This window comes from Lachnospiraceae bacterium JLR.KK008, from assembly GCA_037015955.1.
Lineage (GTDB): Bacteria > Bacillota > Clostridia > Lachnospirales > Lachnospiraceae > VSOB01.
In genome coordinates this window covers 2,202,763-2,223,922 of record CP143548.1, presented here as the reverse complement: position 1 = coordinate 2,223,922, position 21,160 = coordinate 2,202,763, and the positions used below count along the sequence as shown (strand labels likewise).

Genomic DNA, 21,160 nt, shown 5'->3' with positions numbered 1-21,160 from the left:
AAATGAAGAACACAGAGAATGATAATGACAGATTACGGCACGGCCAGAAGCGGCTCTGCCGTTTTTTGTCATAGACGGAGATTTTTAAGAAGAGATCAGCCGGGAGGTATTGACAGAAAATGTCGTATGCTCTATTATATAGATAATCTATACATAGAACATCTATATAAGGAGGGATCCAATATGGCGACAGACAGATCGTTCCTGTCGGGGAACATGACGATGCTGTTGTTAAAACTACTGTCGGAGAAAGATATGTACGGGTATGAGATGATCGATACACTGCGTCAGCGTTCGCGCAATGTCTTTGAGCTGAAGGCGGGGACTTTGTATCCACTTCTGCATGGAATGGAAGACAAGGGGCTGCTTGTCTCCTACGAAAAGGAATGCGGGGGTAAGACGAGAAAGTACTACAGCATTACGAAACAGGGCAGAGTGCATCTCGGTCAGAAGACAGGAGAGTGGCAGCAATACTGTACGGCCGTTTCCGATGTGCTGGCGTTGGAGGGATAGCGTTATGGAAGATTTTATTCATACATTACTGGAGCAGATACGCTGTAGAAAAGCATGGCCGATGATAGAGCGGGAGATCAGAGATCATATTGAGGAGCAGATTGCAGACAACGTCGCGCAGGGGATGACAGTGAAAGCGGCGGAACAGGCGGCGATCGCGGATATGGGAAGTCCGGTGGAGGCCGGTATCTCTCTGGACCGGGTCCACAGACCCCGGGTCGCATGGCCGGTGATCGCGCTGATGGTTTTGATCGGTGCCGCTGGTATTGTCGTGCATTTTCTGATTGGCGGCCAGGAGAGCCTGTCTTTTCTCCGGTATTCTCTTCTGGGATTTGTGCTGATGATTTTTACTTACTGCCTTGATTACAGTGTGATTGGCAGGTATGCGAAGGGGTTGGCCCTGCTTTTTCTGGTGCTGATGCTTGCCGCTGTTTACAGCGGCGTCGGGACGACCAATGGTATGTTCTCGCATTTGGGGATGGGGACGGTACGCGCCGCGTTTTTTGCCCTGATGCAGCTCTATGTGCCGCTGTACGGCGCTGTTGTGTACCAATATCACGGGACAGGATATGGAGGAATTGCCAGATCGGTCCTGTGGATGCTCGTACCTGTCTGGACTGCGTTCCGTCTGCCCTGTCTGAGTCTGGCGGTGATCCTGTTTGTCTCCATGGCGCTTGTGTTGTCCGTGGCCATTGGCAAACAGTGGTTTCTTGTTCCGGGGAAAAAGGTGCTGCTGTGGTCCTGGCTTGGCATTTTCCTGCTTCCTGCTTCCTGGCTGAGCGCCGCATATGTGTTCGGGTGGCTGGAGATCTATCAGATTGCAAGGCTGCGCGCTTTCTTTTCGAATAGCGGGGACGCCAATTATCTTACATCACAGCTGCGGGAAATTCTGGCAGGCAGCCGTCTGCTCGGGGGAAGCGGCGTGGATTTTGCCGGCTGTCTGCCGAATTTTAACAGGGAGTATATTATCGTCTCTCTGGCTTCGGGCTGTGGACTGCTGGCGGTGGCCGCAGTCTGCTGCCTGCTGGCCGTACTGACAGCTGGCATGTTCTCTATCTCGATGCGGCAGAAGAACCAGCTTGGTATGATCATGGGCTGTGGCTGCAGTATCGTTTTTCTGACCAATATTTCTCTTAATCTTCTGGAAAATGCCGGACTGCTCCCTGTTTCGCAGACATTTCTGCCGTTTTTCTCGGCCGGAGGGAGCGGCATCCTGGTCTGCTACAGTCTGACAGGTATGATACTCAGCATATATAAATACAAAAATATATATCCGAAACATATCGACGCCAGGTTCTCTCTGCTTAAGCTCCGAACTGATGTTGAGGTGTAATTGGAAGCAGTGCTTTTATCGGAAGCCTGCGGCATAATGCCGCAGGCTTTTTGTTATCACATCGGAAATTCTTATATAATAACATATCTGAATGCGCGATTCTTTTATGATCAGAGACTATGTCTGTGGAATTTTTTGTAAATTCCTGTCAATAACTATTCCCTGTTGCAGGCATGGTTTTGACAAAAATTTCAGGACGAAATTTTTATAATGGATTCATTGAGAGGTACAGGAGGTGATAAGTGAAATATCAATTATATATTGATACGTTCTTCCTGTTGAATTTCTTCATGGATACCCTGTTATTATTTCTCATCAGAAAGATTCTGAAGTGTACTGCCACGCATTTCAGGATATTTTTAGGCGGGGCGTTGGGGGCAGGACTGGCATGTGCCATCACAGTGATTCCGCTGATCCCCGTGTGGATGAAACTGCTGGCAGGATATGGAATGATCAGTATAGGCATGGTTAAGATCAGTTTTCCGGAAATGAATTTTCATATGGTATGCAGAGCCGCAATCTGTCTGTACGGGTTTGCGTTTCTGCTTGGCGGCTTTCTGGAATTTTTGACGGTGCAGTTTCCGTTTTTCAGGAAACACGGAATCAGTCTGATCGGGATGTGTATGGCTTGTATGGTCAGTTATGCGGTCGTCAGCTACTTATACGGACAATGGCAGAGACGCAAAGGCGGCTGCCTGCTGCCTGTCAAAGTCAGATGGCGGGACAGGGAGGAGATGCTTCAGGCGCTGCTCGATACGGGCAACAGTCTGTATGAGCCGATTGGCAGTAAGCCCGTATCGATTGTGGAAAGGGAGACGATGGAACGGATCTTTGCGGACGACAGACCGGCTGTTTTCAGAGCCATTCCCTATCACAGTATCGGGAAAGCGCACGGAATACTGGAGGGCTATGAAATCACAGAGATGATCATTTTCGGGGAACATGAAAAAATAAAGATAGAGAAGCCGGTAGTGGGATTGTTTGACGGAAAACTGTCAGCAGAGGCGGCGTATCAGATGATATTACATCCCGCATTAACAAAATAGAGGAGGCAAGTATATGATTTTCAAGGTGGCAATACCGGGTAAAATACAGTTTCGCATGATCAGGAGGGACATTAACATCCTCGCACGCAAACAGGGCGATATACACTATATCGGAGGTTCGGAAGTACTTCCGCCGCCTCTTGAGGCAATGGAGGAGGAAGAGGTCATCAGTGACCTGGGGACAGACGGGGAACAGGAGGCCAAGGCAACGCTGATCGAACACAATCTGCGTCTTGTCGTATACATAGCAAAGAAGTTTGACAATACGGGGGTGGGAGTGGAAGATCTGATCTCAATCGGAACGATCGGCCTGATCAAGTCGATCAACACCTTCAACCCCGGGAAAAATATCAAACTGGCAACTTACGCCTCCCGGTGCATTGAGAACGAAATCCTCATGTATCTGCGCAAAAATAATAAAGCTAAGGTCGAGGTATCAATCGATGAACCGCTGAATGTGGACTGGGATGGCAATGAGCTTCTCCTGTCGGACATTCTGGGGACGGACGAGGATGTCATTTACCGGGATATTGAGAATGAAGTGGAGCGAAAGCTGTTGTTTAAAGCGGTGAACAAGCTCTCGGAACGAGAGCGCACAATTATCAGTCTGCGCTTTGGCCTGACAACACCGGACGGGGAAGAAATGACACAAAAGGAAGTGGCATCGCTGCTGGGGATCTCACAGTCTTATATCTCCAGACTGGAAAAAAAGATCATCAAAAGGCTGAAACGAGAGATGGCAAAGGAGGCGTAGCAGAGTCGTCAGGCCGGGTCGAAACGACACAATATTGGGCGAAAAGTTCTTTTTAAAATTTCATAAAAGCACGCATAGTTAAGCGCCATAGTGAGAATCATTTTAGTAGACAAACATCTAGGAGGAATCTTGTTATGGCGCTTAATAAGGTAGAAATCTGCGGAGTCAATACGGCGAAGCTCCCCTCTCTTTCCAACGAACAGAAGACAAAGCTATTCAAGCGGATCAAAGAAGGCGACATGGAAGCCAGAAACGAGTATACGGAAGGAAATCTGCGTCTCGTATTAAGCGTCATCAAGCGGTTTTCCGGAAGCAATGAAAATCCCGACGATCTGTTTCAGATCGGCTGCATCGGACTGATGAAGGCGATCGACAATTTTAACACAGAGCTCGATGTAAAATTCTCCACCTATGCGGTGCCAATGATTATCGGCGAGATCCGACGATTCCTCCGTGACAATAACAGTATCAGGGTCAGCCGGTCCCTGAAAGATACCGCTTACAAAGCTATTTATGCCAAGGAAAACCTGATGAAGAAAAATCTCAAGGAACCGACGATCATGGAGATCGCGGAGGAGATCGGCATCCCGAAAGAAGACATCGTCTATGCGCTCGATGCCATACAAAACCCCATGAGTCTCTACGAACCTGTCTACACGGACGGCGGCGATACCCTGTATGTGATGGATCAGGTCAGCGACAAGAAAAACAAAGAGGAGACATGGGTGGAGCATCTGTCTTTGCGGGAAGCGATGAAGCGGCTGAACGAGCGTGAAAACGAGATTATCACTCTCCGTTTTTTTGAAGGCAAGACACAGATGGAAGTGGCGCAGATCATCGGCATCTCCCAGGCCCAGGTTTCCCGCCTGGAGAAAAATGCCTTAAAGATCATGCGCAATTATCTGGCAGGATAGAAGCAGAATAAAGAAAGACAGATTTGTAAGAAACAGGGGAATGACAGGCCCCTGTTTTTGTAGTATACTCAATTCATAAGTAACAGTTGCAGGGGAGTATCCATGAATCTGAAAAAACGCATCACTTATCTGGACATGGCAAAAGGAGCCGGCATCGTGCTGATGGTGGCAGGACATCTGATTGGTTCGGTGCAGACCATTGACTATAAGCCTTATTTTTCGCCGACTTATCATGTGATCGCTTCGTTCCATATGCCGCTGTTTTTTATTATCTCCGGCATTCTGCTCCGGATTACGCAGGAAGAGCGGAAAGAGATGGGACATATCATATACCGAAAAGCGAAGGGGCTGCTGCTTCCGTATGCCACGTTCAGTCTGATCTATATGGTCATTAACATATGTACCTGTATCTTTCAGCCCGAATTGTTGGAATTCCCGGATCTGTGGAAGTTTTTCATTTACAGTGTGACCCTGCGTGGCGTGTCGGTGCTCTGGTTTCTGCCGACCTTATTTTTCGGGGAGATTTTATTTCTGTGGGTACGAAAGAGGACAAGCGAGAGAAAGACGGCGGCTTCGTTTGCAGTTACCGGTCTGCTGATCTTTTATTTTTCGCCGATTCTCAGCTGGGAAGGCTGGGAGCATAATTTGGGCCTGATGACGGTGGGTTCGCTTCTGCATATGGCGGTGAGAAGTGTATTGTCCTGTACGTTTCTGCTGATCGGGTATGAGTCCGCGCGTTTTTTTCAGCGCCGGCAGGAGCGGTCAGTGTTCGGCTTTGCAGCGGGTGCGGCGCTCCTGATATTGAACGGATTTTTATGTTTTCTCAATGGGGATGTCGATCTGAACTTTATGGTGTTTGATAATTTTTTACTGTACACGCTCTGCGCCTGCATCGGTTCCTTTGGCGTCATCCTCATATGCAAACATATGTACTGTTCGAGGCTGCTCCTGTTTTTCGGGACCAATTCTCTTGTCATCATGGCGACCCATATGGAGTTTAAAGTGATGATGGACTCCATTCGCTTTTCTTACTGGCTCAACCAGTATGTGACAAGGGCGAAAGAGTGGGTCTTGTTTTTGACGATGGCGGTGTTTATCACAGTTGTCGAGGCAGGAATTGTTTTTCTCTATAACCATTATCTCTATTTTCTGATCGGCAAAGAAAAGCCGGAGAGAACACGACAGACGCATGGACGAACAAAGAGTGAACAAGTATCGCGTTTCTGATATGACAGGGCAGAGAGCCGGAAAGATTTTTGAGCTTGCGACTTGCTATTATAAAATATTTCATCGGCGGAAGCAAGACAATCAGAAAATACCATATCCGAAGCACGGAGCAATACGAAAATCTTTCCGGCTCTCTGCCCGCATCAGAAAAAGATAAATGATCGTTCACAGTTTGATCGTTCATGCGCCTGTCGTGGGAGAGAACTTGCAATACAAAGTAATAAAAACAAAAGGAGGTATCGGTAATATGAGACCGTATCAAAAAAATGTTATGAAAAAAGGAATGGTAATCTTCTGTGCGGGACTGTTTCTGACGGCGCCTGCGACGGCTGTGGCGGCGGGCGGTTCCGGTTCTGATTCCATACAGGTTCCGGCGGACGCCACATCGGGCGGTGTGATTCACTCTAATATTTATGGGGAAGTGCTCGTGACCAGGCAGGAGAACGGCACCTATAACTATACTTTTTTCGATGATGACCGGCCTGCGGTAAAGGAACTTCTTGCGGCATTGAATGCCGGACAGAAGATTGATCTCGATAAATTGTTGACAGAGTCCTCCACGTCGATTCAGAAGATTACCAAGGAGGATGGAACGGCAATCCCCAATGATATAGCAAATTCCGGGGCGGCAGCCAGCGACAACAGGGGAAGCTTTTCGGTGGGAAGCGTATATGGACCGGACCTGAACGCGACGGAAATCCAGCAGGTGCAGACGGCTGTCTCCAGCTTTCTGATCCAGAACAATGTGGCGTCGATGAGCGATGTCAAAAAAGTGCGGGCGGCACATGATTTCCTTGTGCAGACGTGTGTGCTGGCTCCCAAAGGCAACAAAAATCATGCAGACGATGCGTGGGGTGCGCTGATCTATCATGAGGCAAATGCCAAAGGCTATGCCCGGGCGATGAAAGCACTCTGCGACGCGATGGGGGTCGGCTCGTATATCATCTCTGCCAATAACAGCTCTGCGCTGAAGGATTATATGTGGAATGTGGTGATGATAAATGGAGAATGGTATATCGTGGACGTATATTGTGACGACGGCACATCGAGCTATATCACCTATCTGGTATCTGACAGCGCATACCGGGCGCTGGGCATGAACTGGAATACGGGAAGCAATATTCCCGTCTGCAAGAAAAACTATGACGGTTGATCATCCGTCTGAAATCGGAGAGAAGAGGGAATCAGATGGCAAAGTTATATTTCCGGCATGGCGCAATGGGCAGTTCCAAGACGGCAAATGCGTTGATGGTAGATTACAATTACTATGAGCGGGGCAAGTCCGCGCTGTTGTTAAAACCGAGACTGGACACGAGAGACGGTGAGGGCATCATCAGAAGCCGTATGGGTCTTGAGAAGAAGTGCCGCTTTGTGGAAGATTTTGTGCACTATCCGAAAGAGGAGATCAGGAAGTATGACTGTATTATCGTAGATGAGGCGCAGTTTTGCAAGAAGAGTGAGATCGCTTTCTTTGTGGATGTTGTGGATGAGTGTGACATTCCGGTCATCTGTTATGGTCTGCGCACTGATTTTCGCAGGGAGCCTTTTGAAGGCTCCATCTGGCTCCTGGCCTGGGCCGATGTAATCGAGGAGATGAAGACCGTATGCTGGTGTGGGCAGGGAGCGGCATGCACGACCAGATTCAGTCATGACGGACAGATTATCCGGGAAGGCGAACAGGTATGCCTGGGCGGTGACGATAAGTACGTCGCTCTTTGCCGAAAGCACTATAAAGAAGGCAATCTGGGGCCTGACTGGCGGAAAAAGAGGATGCAGTTCACGAGCAGCACAGATCAACAAGAATGATGTCAGGGCCGATCTGTTTAATATCTTTGTAGCAGATGACGATGTCGGAACTGCCTTCAAAAAAGCGACAGAAATGAAACCCCTCTGAGATGACGATCTTATGGATCTGACCGGTACATTCGTCGAATTCGATGTCCACGACATTGCCAATCTTCTGACAATTTCTGATATTGATCACTTCTTTTTTCTGAAAACAGGAGAATAACATGCGGCTGCCTGCCTTTTCCATACTTAATGTTATCGTATGAAAAAAAGAGCGGGGTGTGCATGACCGGCCTGTATATCCATTGACACAGTGTCGGCGTTTTCTGTATAATGGAAATGTAGTGTGTGGCAGTGTTTCAGACAGGAGGAGCGAAGATGAAATGTCCGTTTTGCGGTCATGAGAATACGAGAGTCATCGACTCCAGGCCTGCGGATGACAACAATTCCATTCGCAGACGCCGGGTATGCGATGAGTGTGACAAGCGGTTTACGACATATGAAAAGGTAGAGACAATACCGGTCATCATTATTAAAAAAGATGATAACAGAGAGACTTATGACCGCACCAAAATAGAGGCCGGAGTACTGCGCGCCTGCTATAAGAGGCCGATCAGCGCCGGACAGATTACCCAGCTTGTGGATGAAGTGGAGACAGAGATCTTCAGCATGGAAGACAAAGAAGTGCCCAGCCAGGTCGTCGGGGAACTCGTGATGAATAAGCTGAAGAATCTGGAGGCGGTAGCTTATGTGAGGTTTGCCTCCGTGTACAGAGAATTTAAAGACATCAATACCTTCATGGATGAGTTGAAAAAGGTGTTGGAATAATAGATGAATATTAATTATGGAACAAAAAGACTTCCACAGGGAAGTCTTTTTTGAGAGAGGACGTTTTATGCTGCAAAGATTTTATCCGGACGAATATGTGGACAGTGCATATGAGATTGACTATGAGGCGCTCTATGAGAAAGGACACCGGGGCGTGATTTTTGACATTGACAATACCCTTGTGCCTCACGGCGCGCCCGCCGATCAGCGCAGCAAAGCCCTGATGGCAAGACTGACAGCGATCGGCTATCAGGTGATGATGCTCTCCAACAATAAAGAGCCCCGGGTAAAGATGTTTTGTGATGCGGTCAGTGCGGCCTACATTCACAGAGCCAACAAGCCTTTTGAGGCGAGCTATCGCAGGGCGATGAAGCAGATGGGGACGATTCCGGGAAATACGCTTTTTGTGGGGGATCAGCTTTTTACCGACGTTTGGGGTGCCAAAAAGGTGGGAATGACGACTTATCTGGTGGCGCCGATTCATCCGAAGGAAGAGATTCAGATTGTGATCAAGCGTTTTTTTGAAAAGATTGTTTTATATTTTTACAAAAGAGAGAGGGCGAAATGATGGGGAATATCAATGGCAGTACGAGGACTTGCGGACTGATCGGAAATCCGGTGGCGCATACGCTCTCGCCGCTGATCCACAATACACTGGCCCGCGATCTGGGACATAATCTCGTCTATGTGCCTTTTCCGGTAGATGAGGGAGAGCTGGAAGTGGCAGTAAAGGGAGCACAGGCGCTGCATCTGCAGGGGCTGAATGTGACGGTTCCCTATAAGAGCGAAGTACTTCCTTACCTGCAGGAGGTCGACGAACTGGCAGGCAGGATCGGGGCAGTCAATACGCTTGTCTGTCAGGGGGAAGGCTTCAAAGGTTATAATACGGATATGACAGGACTGAAGCGCGCTATGGAATCGGACGGCATCAACCTGTCGGAGGAGACAGTGATCGTGCTCGGCGCCGGAGGTGCGGCGAGAGCGGTGGCGTTTCTCTGTGCGCACACCGGCGTGCGGAAGGTATATCTGTTAAACCGGACCGTGGAAAAAGCCCGGGAGATCGCCCGGGAGGTGAATACTGCATTTGGCCGGGACTGCATCGAGGCATTGCCTCTGGCAGAATATGGAAAGATACCCGGCGGCGGCTATCTGGCGGTACAGGCTACGAGCGTGGGGCTGCATCCGCATACGGAAGAGGCAGTGATCGGGGAGCCGGCCTTTTACCAGAAAATACATACCGGTTATGACCTTGTCTACAAACCTTCCCGGACAAAGTTTATGCGCCTTGTACAGGAGCAGGGAGGGCGTGCCTTCAATGGGCTGAAGATGCTTGTCTATCAGGGGATTCTTGCCTATGAGCTCTGGAATCAGGTCACGGTAGAGGAAGCGGAAGCAGAGAAAATACTGATAATGATGAAGAAAGAAATGGGAATCTATGAATGACAATATCGTTTTAATCGGATTTATGGGTTGCGGCAAAACGACGATCGGTATCAGGCTGTCCTATTACATGCGCCACTCTTTTCTGGATACGGATAAAGTGATCGAACGGGAGCAGGGGAAGGAGATTTCACAGATCTTTGCAGAGGAAGGAGAGGCATATTTCCGGGAACTGGAGAGGCAGACGGTCATAAAGCTGGCGGAGACGGAGAGCGATAAGATCATTGCCACCGGCGGCGGACTTCCGGTACAGCCGGGGAATGCAGCGCTCTTGAAAAAACTGGGCAGAGTAGTCTATCTGAAGGTCAGTCCGGAAACGGTGTATGAGAGGCTGAAGGACGACACGAAGAGACCGCTTTTGCAGGGCGGCGACGCGTGCGCGCGGATCAGGGAGCTGATGGCAGCGCGGGCGTCTGCCTATGAGGCGGTGGCAGATGTGACGGTCAGCACAGACGGAAAAGACTTTGAGGAGATTCTGGCAGAGATAGAGGAGAAGATAAGATGAAACTTTTAGTGATCAACGGACCAAATATTAATTTTCTTGGCATCAGAGAGAAAGAAGTCTACGGCACACAGAACTATGATGCCCTGCTGCATATGATCGCAGAGAAGGGTGAGGAGAGAGGCTGTCAGATCGAGGTGTTCCAGAGCAATCATGAGGGAGCGATCATTGACCGGATACAGGATGCCTACGGCGACGGCACAGAGGGCATTGTCATCAACCCAGGTGCCTACACCCATTACAGTTATGCCATTCATGACGCACTGGCCAGCGTGTCCATGCCAAAGATAGAAATCCATATTTCTGACATTACAAAGCGGGAAGATTTTCGCAAGGTGTCAGTGACCAGACCTGCCTGTGATGATCAGATCTACGGGCACGGACTGGAAGGGTATCTGATGGCGATCGATACAATTTGCGGATTAATTGGGAAAAAGTAGTTGAAAAAGAACAGAATATAGTATAAACTATATTGGAATTATAACGTGAGGACATTAGGAGGAATAGACTATGATTTCTGCAGGTGATTTCAGAAATGGCATTACCATTGAGCTAGATAATAACATTTACCAGATCATTGAATTTCAGCATGTGAAACCCGGAAAGGGTGCTGCTTTCGTGAGAACGAAACTGAAAAATATCATCAACGGCGGCGTTGTCGAGAAAACATTCAGACCTACGGAGAAATGTCCGCAGGCACGTATCGACAGAAAAGACATGCAGTATTTATATTCGGACGGGGATCTGTTTCATTTCATGGATGTCGAATCCTATGATCAGATTGCGCTCAATCAGGAGACGATCGGTGATACGCTGAAATTTGTGAAAGAGAATGAGATGGTAAAAGTCTGCTCTCATAATGGCAATGTGTTTGCCATTGAGCCTCCTTTGTTCGTGGAGCTCGCAATCACAGAGACGGAGCCTGGATTCAAGGGAGACACGGCAACGGGTGCTACGAAGCCGGCGACTGTGGAGACAGGAGCAAATGTACTGGTTCCTCTGTTCGTAGAAATCGGTGATGTGATCAAGATCGACACACGGACAGGTGAATATCTGTCAAGAGTGTAACGGAAGGATTTGCATTGATCAGAAGCGCTTATGAGACAATAGATATGAATTCTATTGTCTCTTTTTTTATGTACACAGGCATCCGAAGAAAAATGTCAGCAGAAGCTGACAGACGCCCGCGCGGGAGCAGGTGAGGGTAAACCTGCCCGATTGTACTGACTCATGCGGAGGAAAAGAAAAATGAGAAAGGAAAATTAATGATAACATTTGAAGCATTTTCAGAGAAGATCCGGAAAGGGATCGCCGAATACTATGGAGAATCGTATCAGGTAGAGATACACAAGATACGCAAGAACAATGGAATGATTTATCCGGGACTGACGATCGGAAATGAGAACTCGAACCTCTCTCCGACTATTTACCTGCAGCCGATGTATGAACAATATAAAGAGGGAAAACCGTTTTGTGAGATCATACAGGAAGTGATCCGCATTTACGGGGAGAGTAAAATCGAAGGCAGGGTCGATCTGCGGTTTTTTACAGACTTCTCACAAGTCAGGGAGAGAGTTGCCTGTAAGCTGATCAATTATGAGACGAACAAAGAGCTGCTGTCCTCAGTACCGCATGTGCGCTTTCTCGATCTGGCGCTTGTATGTTATTACAGGATTTTGCACGATATGCTGGGCAGCGCCACAATACTGGTCCGTTTTGTAAATATGAATTTGTGGGGGATCAGTGAGGAGCAGTTATTTGCGCTCGCGAAAGAGAACACAAGGCGTATGTCTGCGCCCCGGATCGAATCGGTGGATCAGATTATGGAATCGATGGCTGGAACACAGACTGTGGTACATAGAGAGGAGCAGCAGTCACAGATGTATGTACTGACGAATGAGAGAAAACTGTTTGGCGCGGCAGCCATCTGTTTTCCGGACGTGCTGCAGCAGTTCTCGGAGCAGATGAAAACTAATTTTTATCTTTTGCCGAGTTCGGTCCATGAAGTGATCTTACTGCCCGAAGGGATTGAGTCCCCGGAAGAGCTCAGAAGACTTGTCTGTAATATGAACCGGACACAGGTGAGGCCGGAGGAAATACTCTCCGATTCTGTCTATTATTATGACAGGGAGAGAGAAAAACTGACGATCTTGTAACATCTGACAGGAAACAGTAAAAAAGCTGGAAAAAATTATTATCAAATATAAAAAGATAGAGACTGGACAATTACGATAAGTTATGTTATTATAGTCAAAGCGATGTAATAATTTTGTAATAACTTAGTTGTATGCACCCGTAGTCTAACGGATAGAACGAAGGCCTCCGACGCCTTTAATGCAGGTTCGATTCCTGTCGGGTGCATTTTACATCGCTTTGACTAAACAATAAGGATTGAAAAAACTATGGAGCAAAATTCAGGAAGCTGGAAAGAAAAGATTGTTCTGCTTCTCGAAGAAGGAGTACAATGGATCGCTCAGAATAAAAAGATCGCCATTCCGGTTGCAGCGGTCATCGTCATTGCCCTCCTGGCAGGTGTGGCCGTGTTTTCCAGAGGAAAGAATGAGGATGAGATCGGGCAGGAGACGGCCGAAAGTGAGCAGGAGTCTCTTGACTATTCGGTGCCGCTTGAGGAAAATGCGGTAGCGGCGGTCAACGAATTTATGAACAGATATTACGCAGCCCTGGCGGACGGCGATGTGACGACGATTGAAGGGATGATGAACTATATCAGTGAACAGGATCGGCTGCGTATCGAGAAAAAGAGCGAATATATTGAAAAGTATGACAATCTGATCTGCTATACGAAAAAGGGACTGACAGACGGCGCTTATCTGGCGTATGTGTATAATGAAGTAAAGTTCTATGATTTTGAGACGCCTGTGCCGGCGCTGACAACGTTTGTCTTATTTAAAAATGAATCCGGTGAATATTATATTTATGAAGGGGATGTGGATGATAATACGTTTTCGTATTATACACAGCTCTCTGCACAGGATGATGTGACCAATCTGTGCAATACGGTGCAGGCCAAATATAACGAGACAGTAGGGGCAGACAGTGCGCTCTCAGAATTTATGAACGGTTTTCCGGATCAGATCAAGGAAGAAGTAGCGGAGGCAATGGCGCTTGCTGCGCAGGCCGATGAGGCACAGCCACAGGTAGCTTCGGCAGAGGAGGAACCACAGGAGGCGGAAACGCCTGAGGAACCAAAGGCTAAGGTGACGGAAGTGGAGACGACGGATACCGTCAATGTGAGAAGTTCTGACAGTGAGACCGCAGATAAGATCGGCAAGGCAGAGAAAGGGACGAAGCTGCCGCTGCTGGAGAAGAAGGGAAATGGCTGGAGCAAGGTAACGTTTGAAGGCAAAGAGGCCTTTATCAAGTCAGAGTACCTTGTAGATATTGTAAATGTGGTCGATGATCCGGATACGCCGGCAGCAGAGCAGCAGGAGGCGTCACAGCAGGAGCAGGGGGCATCGCAGCCGGAACAGAGCAGCAGTACGAGTACAGGGCTGGTAGGCAAGGACGGTAAAGTGACGGCAAAGACAACGGTCAATGTGCGTGCTTCCGCCAATGAGAACGGCGAACGGCTCGGGGTCATTTATCAGGGCGATAAGCTGGAGCTCGTCATGCAGCAGGCCGATGGCTGGTGTAAAGTGAAATATAACGGTGAGACCGGCTATGTGAAGACAGAGTTCGTAGAATAGCAGACAAAAGGCATCATTGACAGTCTGGAGACAGAGTGTCAACGATGCTTTTTTTATTATGTTCTGTCATATAAAAATTCCTTCGGCTTTCCGATATTTGTCTTGACTTTCAAATCTTACATATGTAATAATTTGATTGGAGAGGATAGAAGGTTGAAAAGAGGAGAAGAGAGAGTGGAGATGGACGGGAAAAAGATTGTTCTGTTTGGAAAAAGGAGCCTGCTTCTAATGCAAATGGCGATCTTATGCTGCCTTTTGGGATGTGGCAGCGTTTCACGGGATGCCTTGCAGGCGCCGCCGCAGATGACGGAGTCAGAGTCTCCAAAGGTAGAGTCGGCAGCGTCGCCCGCGGAATCACAGATGACGGAACGGGAACTTCTGGAATCGGAGATGGCACAGATCTGCGAGGACATTTATTTACGGGCGGCGGAGGAAGGCAGACTCAGCGATCCGCAGGTAATCCACAGCATTGTCAGCTGGTATGGGGAACACGGCTATGTGGCAGTGGACAGCAGAAATCAGGTCGATATGACAGGTGCGCAGCAGGCAATGCGATTTTGCGAGGCGGCAGAGGCCGGGGAGGATGTGTCGCTGACTGTGATTCGGGTCGGCGGGCGCGGCGAAACTGCAGTGTATGATCTGAATGTGGAAAGCGGACAGATGGAGATCGTCAGAAGCCGCTACGAATACCGAAACGGCTTTATGCAGAGAACGGATTCGATCAGTTACCAGGCCGAAGACTGGAAGTACACACCGGAAGGGTATCTGATGTTTTGCGGAAAGTGGTTTTCGGAACAGACTTATGTGCTGATGCTGAGCGGTGCGGAGGAATATACGGCTCTGCGGATATGGCCGCTGGATGGGAAATGCAGAAAAATGAACGAAGAATATATCTTTCCTGTCGGCTATGAACATAACAATATGTTTCTCACGGACTGGAGTGAGGATGATTTCGGTGAATTGAATTTTTATGATCTGTATGATAAATTTTACCCACGGGTGAACGGGAGGCCGGTTCCCTACAGGACGGCGGATGATCTGAATGAAGGTGCGGTATACGACATCCCGCAGGAGTCTTTTGAATTTGTCCTCCAATCTTATCTGCGTATAGACAGCGAAACCCTGCGGGAGAAAACTGTTTACATTCCGCAGGAGCGGGTTTATGAATATCGGCCAAGAGGATTTTATGAGGCGGAGTCTTCGCACCCCTATCCCGAGGTGACGGCATACAGGGAGAACGGCGACAGTACGATCACGTTGACTGTCCATGCGGTATATCCAAAGGCGGGGCTGTCCAGAGCGCATACCCATGAAGTGACAGTCCGTCCCGGTGAAAACGGGAGCGTACAGTATGTGTCCAACCGGGTCCTTCCCTCAGAAGAGGGAGGTGAGACAAGATGGCATACACCCCGTCTGACACAAGCGCAGTGGAAGGCGGTCTACGGGGAGCGGTAGTGAGACAGGAGCGCGCGCAGACTGCGGATCTCCTCCGGGGAGAGTTTATCATTTTCCAGATAGGATGACACCATGGCAGTGATGTCACCGTCATAGAAGCGGTTCAGGAATGAACTGCTTTCCGCCCCGATATATTCCTGCTCTTTCACAAGCGGGGTATAGACAAATACCCGGCTCTGTTTCTCATAAGTGAGAGCGCCTTTGGTTACAAGGCGCTTGATCAGGGTCTGTATCGTCTTGGGACTCCAGGACGTAGTCTGTAATAATTTTTCCGTGATCTCGTTGGTGCTGATCGGGGCGTGTTTCCATACGATCTTCATCACTTCGAATTCCGCTTCGGAGATCTGAGGCAGACTTCGCATATCGATCCCTCCATAATCCTACAAATGTAATAAAAATATTGTAAACGCTGTTTGGAAAACTGTCAATCGGGAGAGGCGCTTTCTGCCTGCTCCTGCTTTTTCTGCTGTTCGTAGTCCCGCAGAGAATTCAGTGCTTTTGGCGCCAGAGGAATAAGGGCGATCATATTAAAGACTGTCATCAGACCGACGCCGATGTCGCCCAGGTCCCAGACAAAGGTATAGGCGGCAAGCCCACCGATAAAGAGCATGATCAGAGCAAGGATCTTATACAGTGTCTGGGACAGCCAGTTGTCCCCAAAGAGGTAGGCGACATTGGAACTTGCATAAAATAAAATACCAATAAAAGTGGAAAAGCTGAACAGCCAGAGGATGGCGGCAATAAAAATTACCCCCGGATACCCGAGATGGTACTGCATGGAAGTCTGCAGCAGGTCCATACCTTCCGTTCCCATAGTCAATTCAGTGGGAGTCAGCAACATGATCATGGCCGAGCAGCTACAGATAACGATGGTGTCAATAAACACACCGAACGCCTGCAGCAGTCCTTCTTTTGCCGGATGGCTGATGTCGGCGGCAGCCGCTGCACAGGGAGCGGAGCCGGAGCCGGCTTCATTGGAAAAGAGACCGCGCTTTGCGCCGTTCATGATGACGGCGCCGAATCCGCCTGCCACTGCCTGACGCAGCCCGAATGCCTCCAGAAAGATCGTCTGGAAGACGGCAGGGAGTTGTCCGATATTTTTAACAATGATAAAGATGGTCATCACAAAATAGCAGACGGCCATAACGGGCACAATCACATCGAGTACTTTCACGGTGGCATTTTTGCGCAGGACAATGACAGCGGCGATGACGACAAGGACGACTGTCGTATAGAGGGGCGGAATCCGGAAAGCATTTTCAAAAGCGGAGGAGACAGAGTTGCCGATAACCTGACTGATGCCGCACCAGCAGATCAGACCGGAGAGCGCAAACAGGACTGCGATCACGGAATGCCTGCGGTTATTGCCTTTCCTGAGAAAGGTATGATGGATATAGTAGGCCGGGCCGCCGCGGAATCCTCCGTAGAGGGGGTCTTTTTCCTTATAGAGCTGTGCCAGCGTCCCTTCGGCAAAGGCTGTCGAGGAGCCGAGCAGGGCAATGATCCACATCCAGAAGACTGCGCCTGCGCCGCCTGCGGAGATGGCGGCCACAACGCCAACCAGATTGCCCATACCGACTCTCGTTGCGGTCGATACAATCAGCGCCTGCACACCTGAGATGGCGCCTTTTTGGGATACTTTTCTTTTCTCTGCGGTGATCCGCAGCATTTCGGGAAAGAGCCGGAAGGGAAGAAAACGGGTCCGTACGGTGAAGTAGATACCGGAAGGGATCAGGATCAGTACCAGCAGAGGAAGCCCGAGGGAGCTTCCGCCGGGCAGGGGGATTGTAATGAGGTCGCCCCACAATATCGTATAGACAGCGTGAAAGAGGTTGATGAAAGCCTGGCCGATCGCGTTGAAAACAGTCATAGTTAAATTCTCCTTAGAATTGACATGTTAGGTCGTAGCAGTGTCTAACTTGATTATACCGTTCACCACCTTGTTTGTAAAACAGATAATGAAGTTCTGGGCTGCAAAAAATTACCGGGCATGTGCTATAATCGGAATAATGATAAGGAACGGATCGTTATGATGCGTCGCGAGAATAGGAGGGATTTTTATGGATAACGATATGATATTGGCAACTGCTCTCCGCCAGTCAGCCTGTGACTGTAACTGTCAGGCGGAAGACTTTTTGACAGACAAAAATCATGTCTGTGAATCGGTGGCTACAGACAGAGCGAAGCGCTATCTGGAATTGCCGCATGTCTGTAGTCTGGTGTCTTATGGTTCAAATGTCGTAGCCTGCGGACGGGCAGACCTGCTGCCAGAGATCAGACGGTTTATAGACCGCGTTCCCGGCATTGAAAACTGTTTCGAGACGCCGGGCCTGTACGTGCTGAATAAAATACTGGAGAAAGCCGACGCGCGAGTCTGTTTTCTGTCGGATTATTTTCTTCCGGATGCGAACGAGATCTTCCGCTGCCGCTGTGACTGTAGGTATGAGCTGCGTGTGCTGGAACCGGAGTCATTTGCCCGGTGGTATGTGCCGGAGTGGAAAAATGCGCTGTGTGCTGACCGCAGACACCTGGACAGGCTGGCGGTGGGCGCCTTTGAGAAAGGAACACTGATCGGATTGGCCGGATGCTCGGCTGACTGTGAGACGATGTGGCAGATCGGTGTGGACGTTCTGCCCGCATACAGAAGACAGGGAATCGCAGCTGCGCTTACGAACAGACTTGCCAGAGAAACGTTTGAACGGGGGTATGTTCCCTTCTACTGCGCGGCATGGTCTAATGTGAAGTCTGTGAAAAATGCCGTGCGCAGCGGGTTCCGTCCGGGCTGGGTCGAGATGACTGCCAAAAGTACGTCATATATTGAACAGCTACTGACGAAGTAAGTACGGGAGCTATCCGCTGTCTGCAGACTGCAGCCGTCTGCAGGGTGCGGATGCGGTCTGGCAATATCTCTGCGGGATTCGTGCGGAACAACGATTTCTGCAGTTGTTTGACCGTGTCCATATCATCCATGTTTTGAGGGAATACAGCGCTGCATATCGGGAAATGCTAGAGAATATAAGCGGTATCGCACGGACAGTCTGTCAGGGGCATTTAGAGATGATCTTTCTGATATGATCCCGGGGCGGAAACTGCGTGAAAAGCAGATAGAATTTCTTAAAATCCGGGGATGGCTGTCGAAATTGCCGCTCTTTTGTGGTAGAATACAGCTAAGAAGATTAAAGGAGGTATTTCAGATGAGGAAAATTCGTTTACTGGCAATCGCTGCCACATTGTCGATGCTTTTTTCTGTCCCGGTATCTGCTGCAGAGTGGAAGCAGGAGCCGGACGGACGTGTCTGGTATCAGTATGATGACGGGAGCAGACCGGCAGGGAAATGGGAAGTGATCGGGGATAAGATGTACTATTTTGATGCCGAGGGTTACATACATCCGAATGCGGTCACACCCGATGGAAAAATGACAGGAGCGGATGGCTCGCTCGTTCCGGGTTCAAGTGTGTCCAATATCACTTACTCGCCGGACTGTGTGACGACTTCACTTTTTGTCAACGACTATCTGTATGAAAATATGTTTGCCACTTATCATATATTCGAAGTGACCAACCTGTCCCCTTATACGATTCGTCTGACAGTCAATGACGCGGCAAAAAATGCGGCAGGTGTGGTGATCGGAGCGGCAAAGACATCTGAGGAGGATATTCCTTCCGGCAGCACGGTATTCGTGAGAAGTTTTTTTAATGATGTCTCCGGAGTCGTCAGTTTTGACACTACGTTTCAGGTTAAGGAAGAGGACAGGTATCTTCCGGTGCTGCAGGGGATCGTCTATCAGACTGCCGATATTGGAGATAAAGTGACGGTGACAGCCGTCAATATGGGGGATAAGCCGGCGGAGTTTACGGAAGCGACGGCAGTTTTCTTTAAGGATGGCAAAGTCGTCTACTGCGGTACCGATTATCTGACGGATGCCGATTATGAGTTAAAACCCGGGGCGACGATCTCCGGTCAGATCAATGCCTATGGCAGAGAGTATGACACGGTAAAGGTTTATCTGACAGCCAGAAGAAGTAAATGGAGTAAATAACAGTTGATTCAGAGAGCGGAGGGACAGAAGATGTGTACAGCGGCGATCTATCGGACAAAAGATTTCTATTTTGGCAGGACACTGGACAATGATTTCTCTTACGGGGAGGAGGTTACGTTTACGCCCCGCAATTATCCCTTTTCTTTTCGTGAGGCAGGCAATATGGACAGCCATTATGCGATCATCGGCATGGCGCATATCGAAGAGGAATATCCGCTCTACTATGACGCCGTCAATGAGAAAGGGCTCGCCATGGCGGGACTTAATTTTGTCGGCAATGCCTGTTATCAGTCCCCGGCGCCGGGCAGGGACAATATTGCGGTTTTCGAACTGATTCCGTGGCTGCTCGGCAGTTGTGCTACCGTGAAAGAATGCAGGAAAAAACTGGAAACACTCCGTCTCACCGCCCTGCCCTTTGCGGACAGGCTTCCGAGCGCGCAGCTTCACTGGATGATCGCAGATCAGGAGGAAGCGGTCACGCTTGAGTCTGTGGCGGAGGGGCTGCGCATCTATGACAATCCGGTTGGCGTTCTGGCAAACAATCCGACCTTTCCCGAACAGTTGTCGCAGTTGAATAATTATATGAATCTGTCCGCAAAACCGCCTGAGAATCGTTTTGCGAAGGGACTGAACCTGACGGCCTGCAGTCGTGGTATGGGTGCACTTGGCCTTCCTGGCGACCTGTCCTCGCAGTCAAGGTTTGTGCGGGCGGCGTTTGTGCGTATGAACGCGGTATCGGGGGATTCCGAGGGCGAGAGTGTGGGACAGTTCTTTCATATCCTTGGCGCGGTAGAGCAGCAGAGGGGCTGCTGTGAGCTGGAAGAGGGAGCTTATGAGACGACGATTTATACTTCCTGCTGCAATGCGACGAGAGGAATTTATTATTATACGACATATGGAAACCGGCAGATTACGGCGATAGACATGTACAGGGAAGACCTGGAAGGGAAAACGCTGCGCCGCTATCCCCTGATCGACCGGGAACAGATCTACATGCAGAACGGAACCGGAGGCAGTGCGCAGGACAGAACAGGTGCCATATCTTAGAACCGAAAGAGAAAGAAAGTGTAACAATAAGATTGACTGAAATACGAATTCGTACTATATTTAAAATACGAATTCGTATTTTTATTTGGCCCGGAGGGTATGAGTATGGATGATATGAGAGAAGGAATCAGAACGATCACCAAATGTGTCTGTGCGATCGACGGAGCTTATGTGGGGCTGGCTAAGAAACGGGGAGTGAAAAGTAATCTGTTATGGCTGCTGTATATACTGGATGACGGAAAACCTCATTCTCAGAAGCAGATCTGTGAGAAGTGGCTTTTTCCAAAGACGACGATCAATACGCTGATCAAAGAATGTCAGTCGGAGGGCTATGTCACACTGCAGGCGATCTCGGGACAGAGACGGGAACTGCTGATACAGCTGACGGAGAAAGGTCAGGCCTATGTTCGGCATGTACTGCGTCCTGTCTATGAGGCGGAGGAAGAAGTCATGCATCAGTTGATGCCGTGCTGTCCGCCTGGCTTTCTTTCCTGGCTGGAACAGTATACGGACAACCTGAAAGATACTTTTAAGAACAGAGAAAACAGAAAAGAGGAGACATGATG

The 21,160-nt window shown here is 49.2% G+C and carries 24 protein-coding genes and 1 tRNA gene; 22 read left to right on the top strand and 3 right to left on the bottom strand.

Annotated features, from left to right (window positions below):
* Positions 1-183 precede the first annotated feature (183 nt).
* The 8 genes from V1224_11160 (at position 184) to V1224_11125 (ending at position 7,593) form a co-directional block, all read left to right on the top strand.
* Positions 184-513 (top strand): PadR family transcriptional regulator, encoded by a 330-nt coding sequence (locus V1224_11160; protein ID WWR15041.1) that lies wholly within the window; start codon positions 184-186, stop codon positions 511-513.
* A gap of 4 nt (positions 514-517) precedes the next feature.
* Positions 518-1,846, top strand: a complete 1,329-nt coding sequence (locus tag V1224_11155) for an FtsW/RodA/SpoVE family cell cycle protein (GenBank protein ID WWR15040.1) — start codon at positions 518-520, stop codon at positions 1,844-1,846.
* Between the two features lie 242 nt (positions 1,847-2,088).
* Positions 2,089-2,892, top strand: a complete 804-nt coding sequence (locus V1224_11150; GenBank protein ID WWR15039.1) for a sigma-E processing peptidase SpoIIGA — start codon at positions 2,089-2,091, stop codon at positions 2,890-2,892.
* A gap of 13 nt (positions 2,893-2,905) precedes the next feature.
* Entirely contained in the window at positions 2,906-3,646 is a 741-nt protein-coding gene (sigE, locus tag V1224_11145; protein ID WWR15038.1) for an RNA polymerase sporulation sigma factor SigE, read from the top strand.
* A gap of 134 nt (positions 3,647-3,780) precedes the next feature.
* Positions 3,781-4,560 (top strand): RNA polymerase sporulation sigma factor SigG, encoded by a 780-nt coding sequence (sigG, locus tag V1224_11140; GenBank protein ID WWR15037.1) that lies wholly within the window; start codon positions 3,781-3,783, stop codon positions 4,558-4,560.
* A 102-nt stretch (positions 4,561-4,662) separates the two neighbouring features.
* Positions 4,663-5,787 carry an acyltransferase gene (locus tag V1224_11135; protein ID WWR15036.1) on the top strand — a complete coding sequence of 375 codons (1,125 nt, stop codon included), beginning with the start codon at positions 4,663-4,665 and terminating at the stop codon, positions 5,785-5,787.
* A gap of 247 nt (positions 5,788-6,034) precedes the next feature.
* Positions 6,035-6,940 (top strand): hypothetical protein, encoded by a 906-nt coding sequence (locus V1224_11130; protein WWR15035.1) that lies wholly within the window; start codon positions 6,035-6,037, stop codon positions 6,938-6,940.
* A 35-nt stretch (positions 6,941-6,975) separates the two neighbouring features.
* Positions 6,976-7,593, top strand: a complete 618-nt coding sequence (locus tag V1224_11125; protein ID WWR15034.1) for a thymidine kinase — start codon at positions 6,976-6,978, stop codon at positions 7,591-7,593.
* Here V1224_11125 and V1224_11120 read toward each other — a convergent pair.
* The gene (locus V1224_11120) at positions 7,565-7,822 is read right to left on the bottom strand and encodes a YlmC/YmxH family sporulation protein (protein WWR15033.1); all 258 of its coding nucleotides are present in this window, start codon (positions 7,820-7,822) and stop codon (positions 7,565-7,567) included. The genes V1224_11125 and V1224_11120 overlap by 29 nt on opposite strands.
* A 131-nt stretch (positions 7,823-7,953) precedes the next feature.
* Here V1224_11120 and nrdR point away from each other — a divergent pair, with 131 nt between their 5' ends.
* From nrdR to V1224_11070, 10 genes are all read left to right on the top strand, one after another.
* Entirely contained in the window at positions 7,954-8,403 is a 450-nt protein-coding gene (gene nrdR / locus V1224_11115) for a transcriptional regulator NrdR (protein WWR15032.1), read from the top strand.
* A gap of 67 nt (positions 8,404-8,470) precedes the next feature.
* Positions 8,471-8,971 carry a YqeG family HAD IIIA-type phosphatase gene (locus tag V1224_11110; GenBank protein ID WWR17471.1) on the top strand — a complete coding sequence of 167 codons (501 nt, stop codon included), beginning with the start codon at positions 8,471-8,473 and terminating at the stop codon, positions 8,969-8,971.
* A complete protein-coding gene (gene aroE, locus V1224_11105) occupies positions 8,968-9,846 on the top strand; it encodes a shikimate dehydrogenase (GenBank protein WWR15031.1) in 879 nt (292 codons plus the stop codon). The genes V1224_11110 and aroE overlap by 4 nt, the downstream gene beginning before the upstream one ends.
* Positions 9,839-10,348 carry a shikimate kinase gene (locus V1224_11100; protein WWR15030.1) on the top strand — a complete coding sequence of 170 codons (510 nt, stop codon included), beginning with the start codon at positions 9,839-9,841 and terminating at the stop codon, positions 10,346-10,348. The genes aroE and V1224_11100 overlap by 8 nt, the downstream gene beginning before the upstream one ends.
* A complete protein-coding gene (gene aroQ / locus V1224_11095; protein ID WWR15029.1) occupies positions 10,345-10,785 on the top strand; it encodes a type II 3-dehydroquinate dehydratase in 441 nt (146 codons plus the stop codon). The genes V1224_11100 and aroQ overlap by 4 nt, the downstream gene beginning before the upstream one ends.
* A 70-nt stretch (positions 10,786-10,855) precedes the next feature.
* Positions 10,856-11,413 carry an elongation factor P gene (gene efp / locus V1224_11090; GenBank protein ID WWR15028.1) on the top strand — a complete coding sequence of 186 codons (558 nt, stop codon included), beginning with the start codon at positions 10,856-10,858 and terminating at the stop codon, positions 11,411-11,413.
* A gap of 197 nt (positions 11,414-11,610) precedes the next feature.
* On the top strand, positions 11,611-12,501 hold the full coding sequence (locus tag V1224_11085) for a DUF5688 family protein (protein WWR15027.1): 891 nt from the start codon (positions 11,611-11,613) through the stop codon (positions 12,499-12,501).
* Between the two features lie 133 nt (positions 12,502-12,634).
* Positions 12,635-12,706: transfer RNA gene (locus V1224_11080), tRNA-Arg, on the top strand.
* 41 nt (positions 12,707-12,747) lie between these two features.
* Positions 12,748-14,052 carry an SH3 domain-containing protein gene (locus V1224_11075; GenBank protein WWR15026.1) on the top strand — a complete coding sequence of 435 codons (1,305 nt, stop codon included), beginning with the start codon at positions 12,748-12,750 and terminating at the stop codon, positions 14,050-14,052.
* Positions 14,053-14,205: 153 nt separating this feature from the next.
* Positions 14,206-15,507: a DUF6070 family protein gene (locus V1224_11070; GenBank protein WWR15025.1), complete on the top strand. Its 1,302-nt coding sequence runs from the start codon at positions 14,206-14,208 to the stop codon at positions 15,505-15,507.
* On the opposite strand, the gene V1224_11065 is transcribed toward V1224_11070, so the two are convergent.
* Positions 15,492-15,869 (bottom strand): BlaI/MecI/CopY family transcriptional regulator, encoded by a 378-nt coding sequence (locus V1224_11065; protein ID WWR15024.1) that lies wholly within the window; start codon positions 15,867-15,869, stop codon positions 15,492-15,494. The two genes, V1224_11070 and V1224_11065, sit on opposite strands and share 16 nt — an antisense overlap.
* Before the next feature lie 62 nt (positions 15,870-15,931).
* The gene (locus tag V1224_11060) at positions 15,932-17,377 is read right to left on the bottom strand and encodes an alanine/glycine:cation symporter family protein (protein ID WWR15023.1); all 1,446 of its coding nucleotides are present in this window, start codon (positions 17,375-17,377) and stop codon (positions 15,932-15,934) included.
* Positions 17,378-17,567: 190 nt separating this feature from the next.
* Here V1224_11060 and V1224_11055 point away from each other — a divergent pair, with 190 nt between their 5' ends.
* The 4 genes from V1224_11055 (at position 17,568) to V1224_11040 (ending at position 21,158) form a co-directional block, all read left to right on the top strand.
* Positions 17,568-18,347: a GNAT family N-acetyltransferase gene (locus tag V1224_11055; GenBank protein WWR15022.1), complete on the top strand. Its 780-nt coding sequence runs from the start codon at positions 17,568-17,570 to the stop codon at positions 18,345-18,347.
* Positions 18,348-18,701: 354 nt separating this feature from the next.
* Positions 18,702-19,547: a hypothetical protein gene (locus tag V1224_11050; protein ID WWR15021.1), complete on the top strand. Its 846-nt coding sequence runs from the start codon at positions 18,702-18,704 to the stop codon at positions 19,545-19,547.
* Positions 19,548-19,577: 30 nt separating this feature from the next.
* A complete protein-coding gene (gene bsh, locus V1224_11045; GenBank protein WWR15020.1) occupies positions 19,578-20,594 on the top strand; it encodes a choloylglycine hydrolase in 1,017 nt (338 codons plus the stop codon).
* A 105-nt stretch (positions 20,595-20,699) separates the two neighbouring features.
* Positions 20,700-21,158: a MarR family transcriptional regulator gene (locus V1224_11040; GenBank protein ID WWR15019.1), complete on the top strand. Its 459-nt coding sequence runs from the start codon at positions 20,700-20,702 to the stop codon at positions 21,156-21,158.
* The last annotated feature ends 2 nt before the right edge of the window (positions 21,159-21,160 follow it).

Bases quoted from the DNA above. Each gene is read 5' to 3' on its own strand.
- V1224_11160 (WWR15041.1), top strand. From the start codon at position 184: ATGGCGACAGACAGATCGTTCCTGTCGGGGAACATGACGATGCTGTTG.
- V1224_11155 (WWR15040.1), top strand. From the start codon at position 518: ATGGAAGATTTTATTCATACATTACTGGAGCAGATACGCTGTAGAAAA.
- sigE (WWR15038.1), top strand. From the start codon at position 2,906: ATGATTTTCAAGGTGGCAATACCGGGTAAAATACAGTTTCGCATGATC.
- sigG (WWR15037.1), top strand. From the start codon at position 3,781: ATGGCGCTTAATAAGGTAGAAATCTGCGGAGTCAATACGGCGAAGCTC.
- V1224_11135 (WWR15036.1), top strand. From the start codon at position 4,663: ATGAATCTGAAAAAACGCATCACTTATCTGGACATGGCAAAAGGAGCC.
- V1224_11130 (WWR15035.1), top strand. From the start codon at position 6,035: ATGAGACCGTATCAAAAAAATGTTATGAAAAAAGGAATGGTAATCTTC.
- V1224_11125 (WWR15034.1), top strand. From the start codon at position 6,976: ATGGCAAAGTTATATTTCCGGCATGGCGCAATGGGCAGTTCCAAGACG.
- V1224_11120 (WWR15033.1), bottom strand. From the start codon at position 7,822: ATGGAAAAGGCAGGCAGCCGCATGTTATTCTCCTGTTTTCAGAAAAAA.
- nrdR (WWR15032.1), top strand. From the start codon at position 7,954: ATGAAATGTCCGTTTTGCGGTCATGAGAATACGAGAGTCATCGACTCC.
- V1224_11110 (WWR17471.1), top strand. From the start codon at position 8,471: ATGCTGCAAAGATTTTATCCGGACGAATATGTGGACAGTGCATATGAG.
- aroE (WWR15031.1), top strand. From the start codon at position 8,968: ATGATGGGGAATATCAATGGCAGTACGAGGACTTGCGGACTGATCGGA.
- V1224_11100 (WWR15030.1), top strand. From the start codon at position 9,839: ATGAATGACAATATCGTTTTAATCGGATTTATGGGTTGCGGCAAAACG.
- aroQ (WWR15029.1), top strand. From the start codon at position 10,345: ATGAAACTTTTAGTGATCAACGGACCAAATATTAATTTTCTTGGCATC.
- efp (WWR15028.1), top strand. From the start codon at position 10,856: ATGATTTCTGCAGGTGATTTCAGAAATGGCATTACCATTGAGCTAGAT.
- V1224_11085 (WWR15027.1), top strand. From the start codon at position 11,611: ATGATAACATTTGAAGCATTTTCAGAGAAGATCCGGAAAGGGATCGCC.
- V1224_11075 (WWR15026.1), top strand. From the start codon at position 12,748: ATGGAGCAAAATTCAGGAAGCTGGAAAGAAAAGATTGTTCTGCTTCTC.
- V1224_11065 (WWR15024.1), bottom strand. From the start codon at position 15,869: ATGCGAAGTCTGCCTCAGATCTCCGAAGCGGAATTCGAAGTGATGAAG.
- V1224_11060 (WWR15023.1), bottom strand. From the start codon at position 17,377: ATGACTGTTTTCAACGCGATCGGCCAGGCTTTCATCAACCTCTTTCAC.
- V1224_11055 (WWR15022.1), top strand. From the start codon at position 17,568: ATGGATAACGATATGATATTGGCAACTGCTCTCCGCCAGTCAGCCTGT.
- V1224_11050 (WWR15021.1), top strand. From the start codon at position 18,702: ATGAGGAAAATTCGTTTACTGGCAATCGCTGCCACATTGTCGATGCTT.
- bsh (WWR15020.1), top strand. From the start codon at position 19,578: ATGTGTACAGCGGCGATCTATCGGACAAAAGATTTCTATTTTGGCAGG.
- V1224_11040 (WWR15019.1), top strand. From the start codon at position 20,700: ATGGATGATATGAGAGAAGGAATCAGAACGATCACCAAATGTGTCTGT.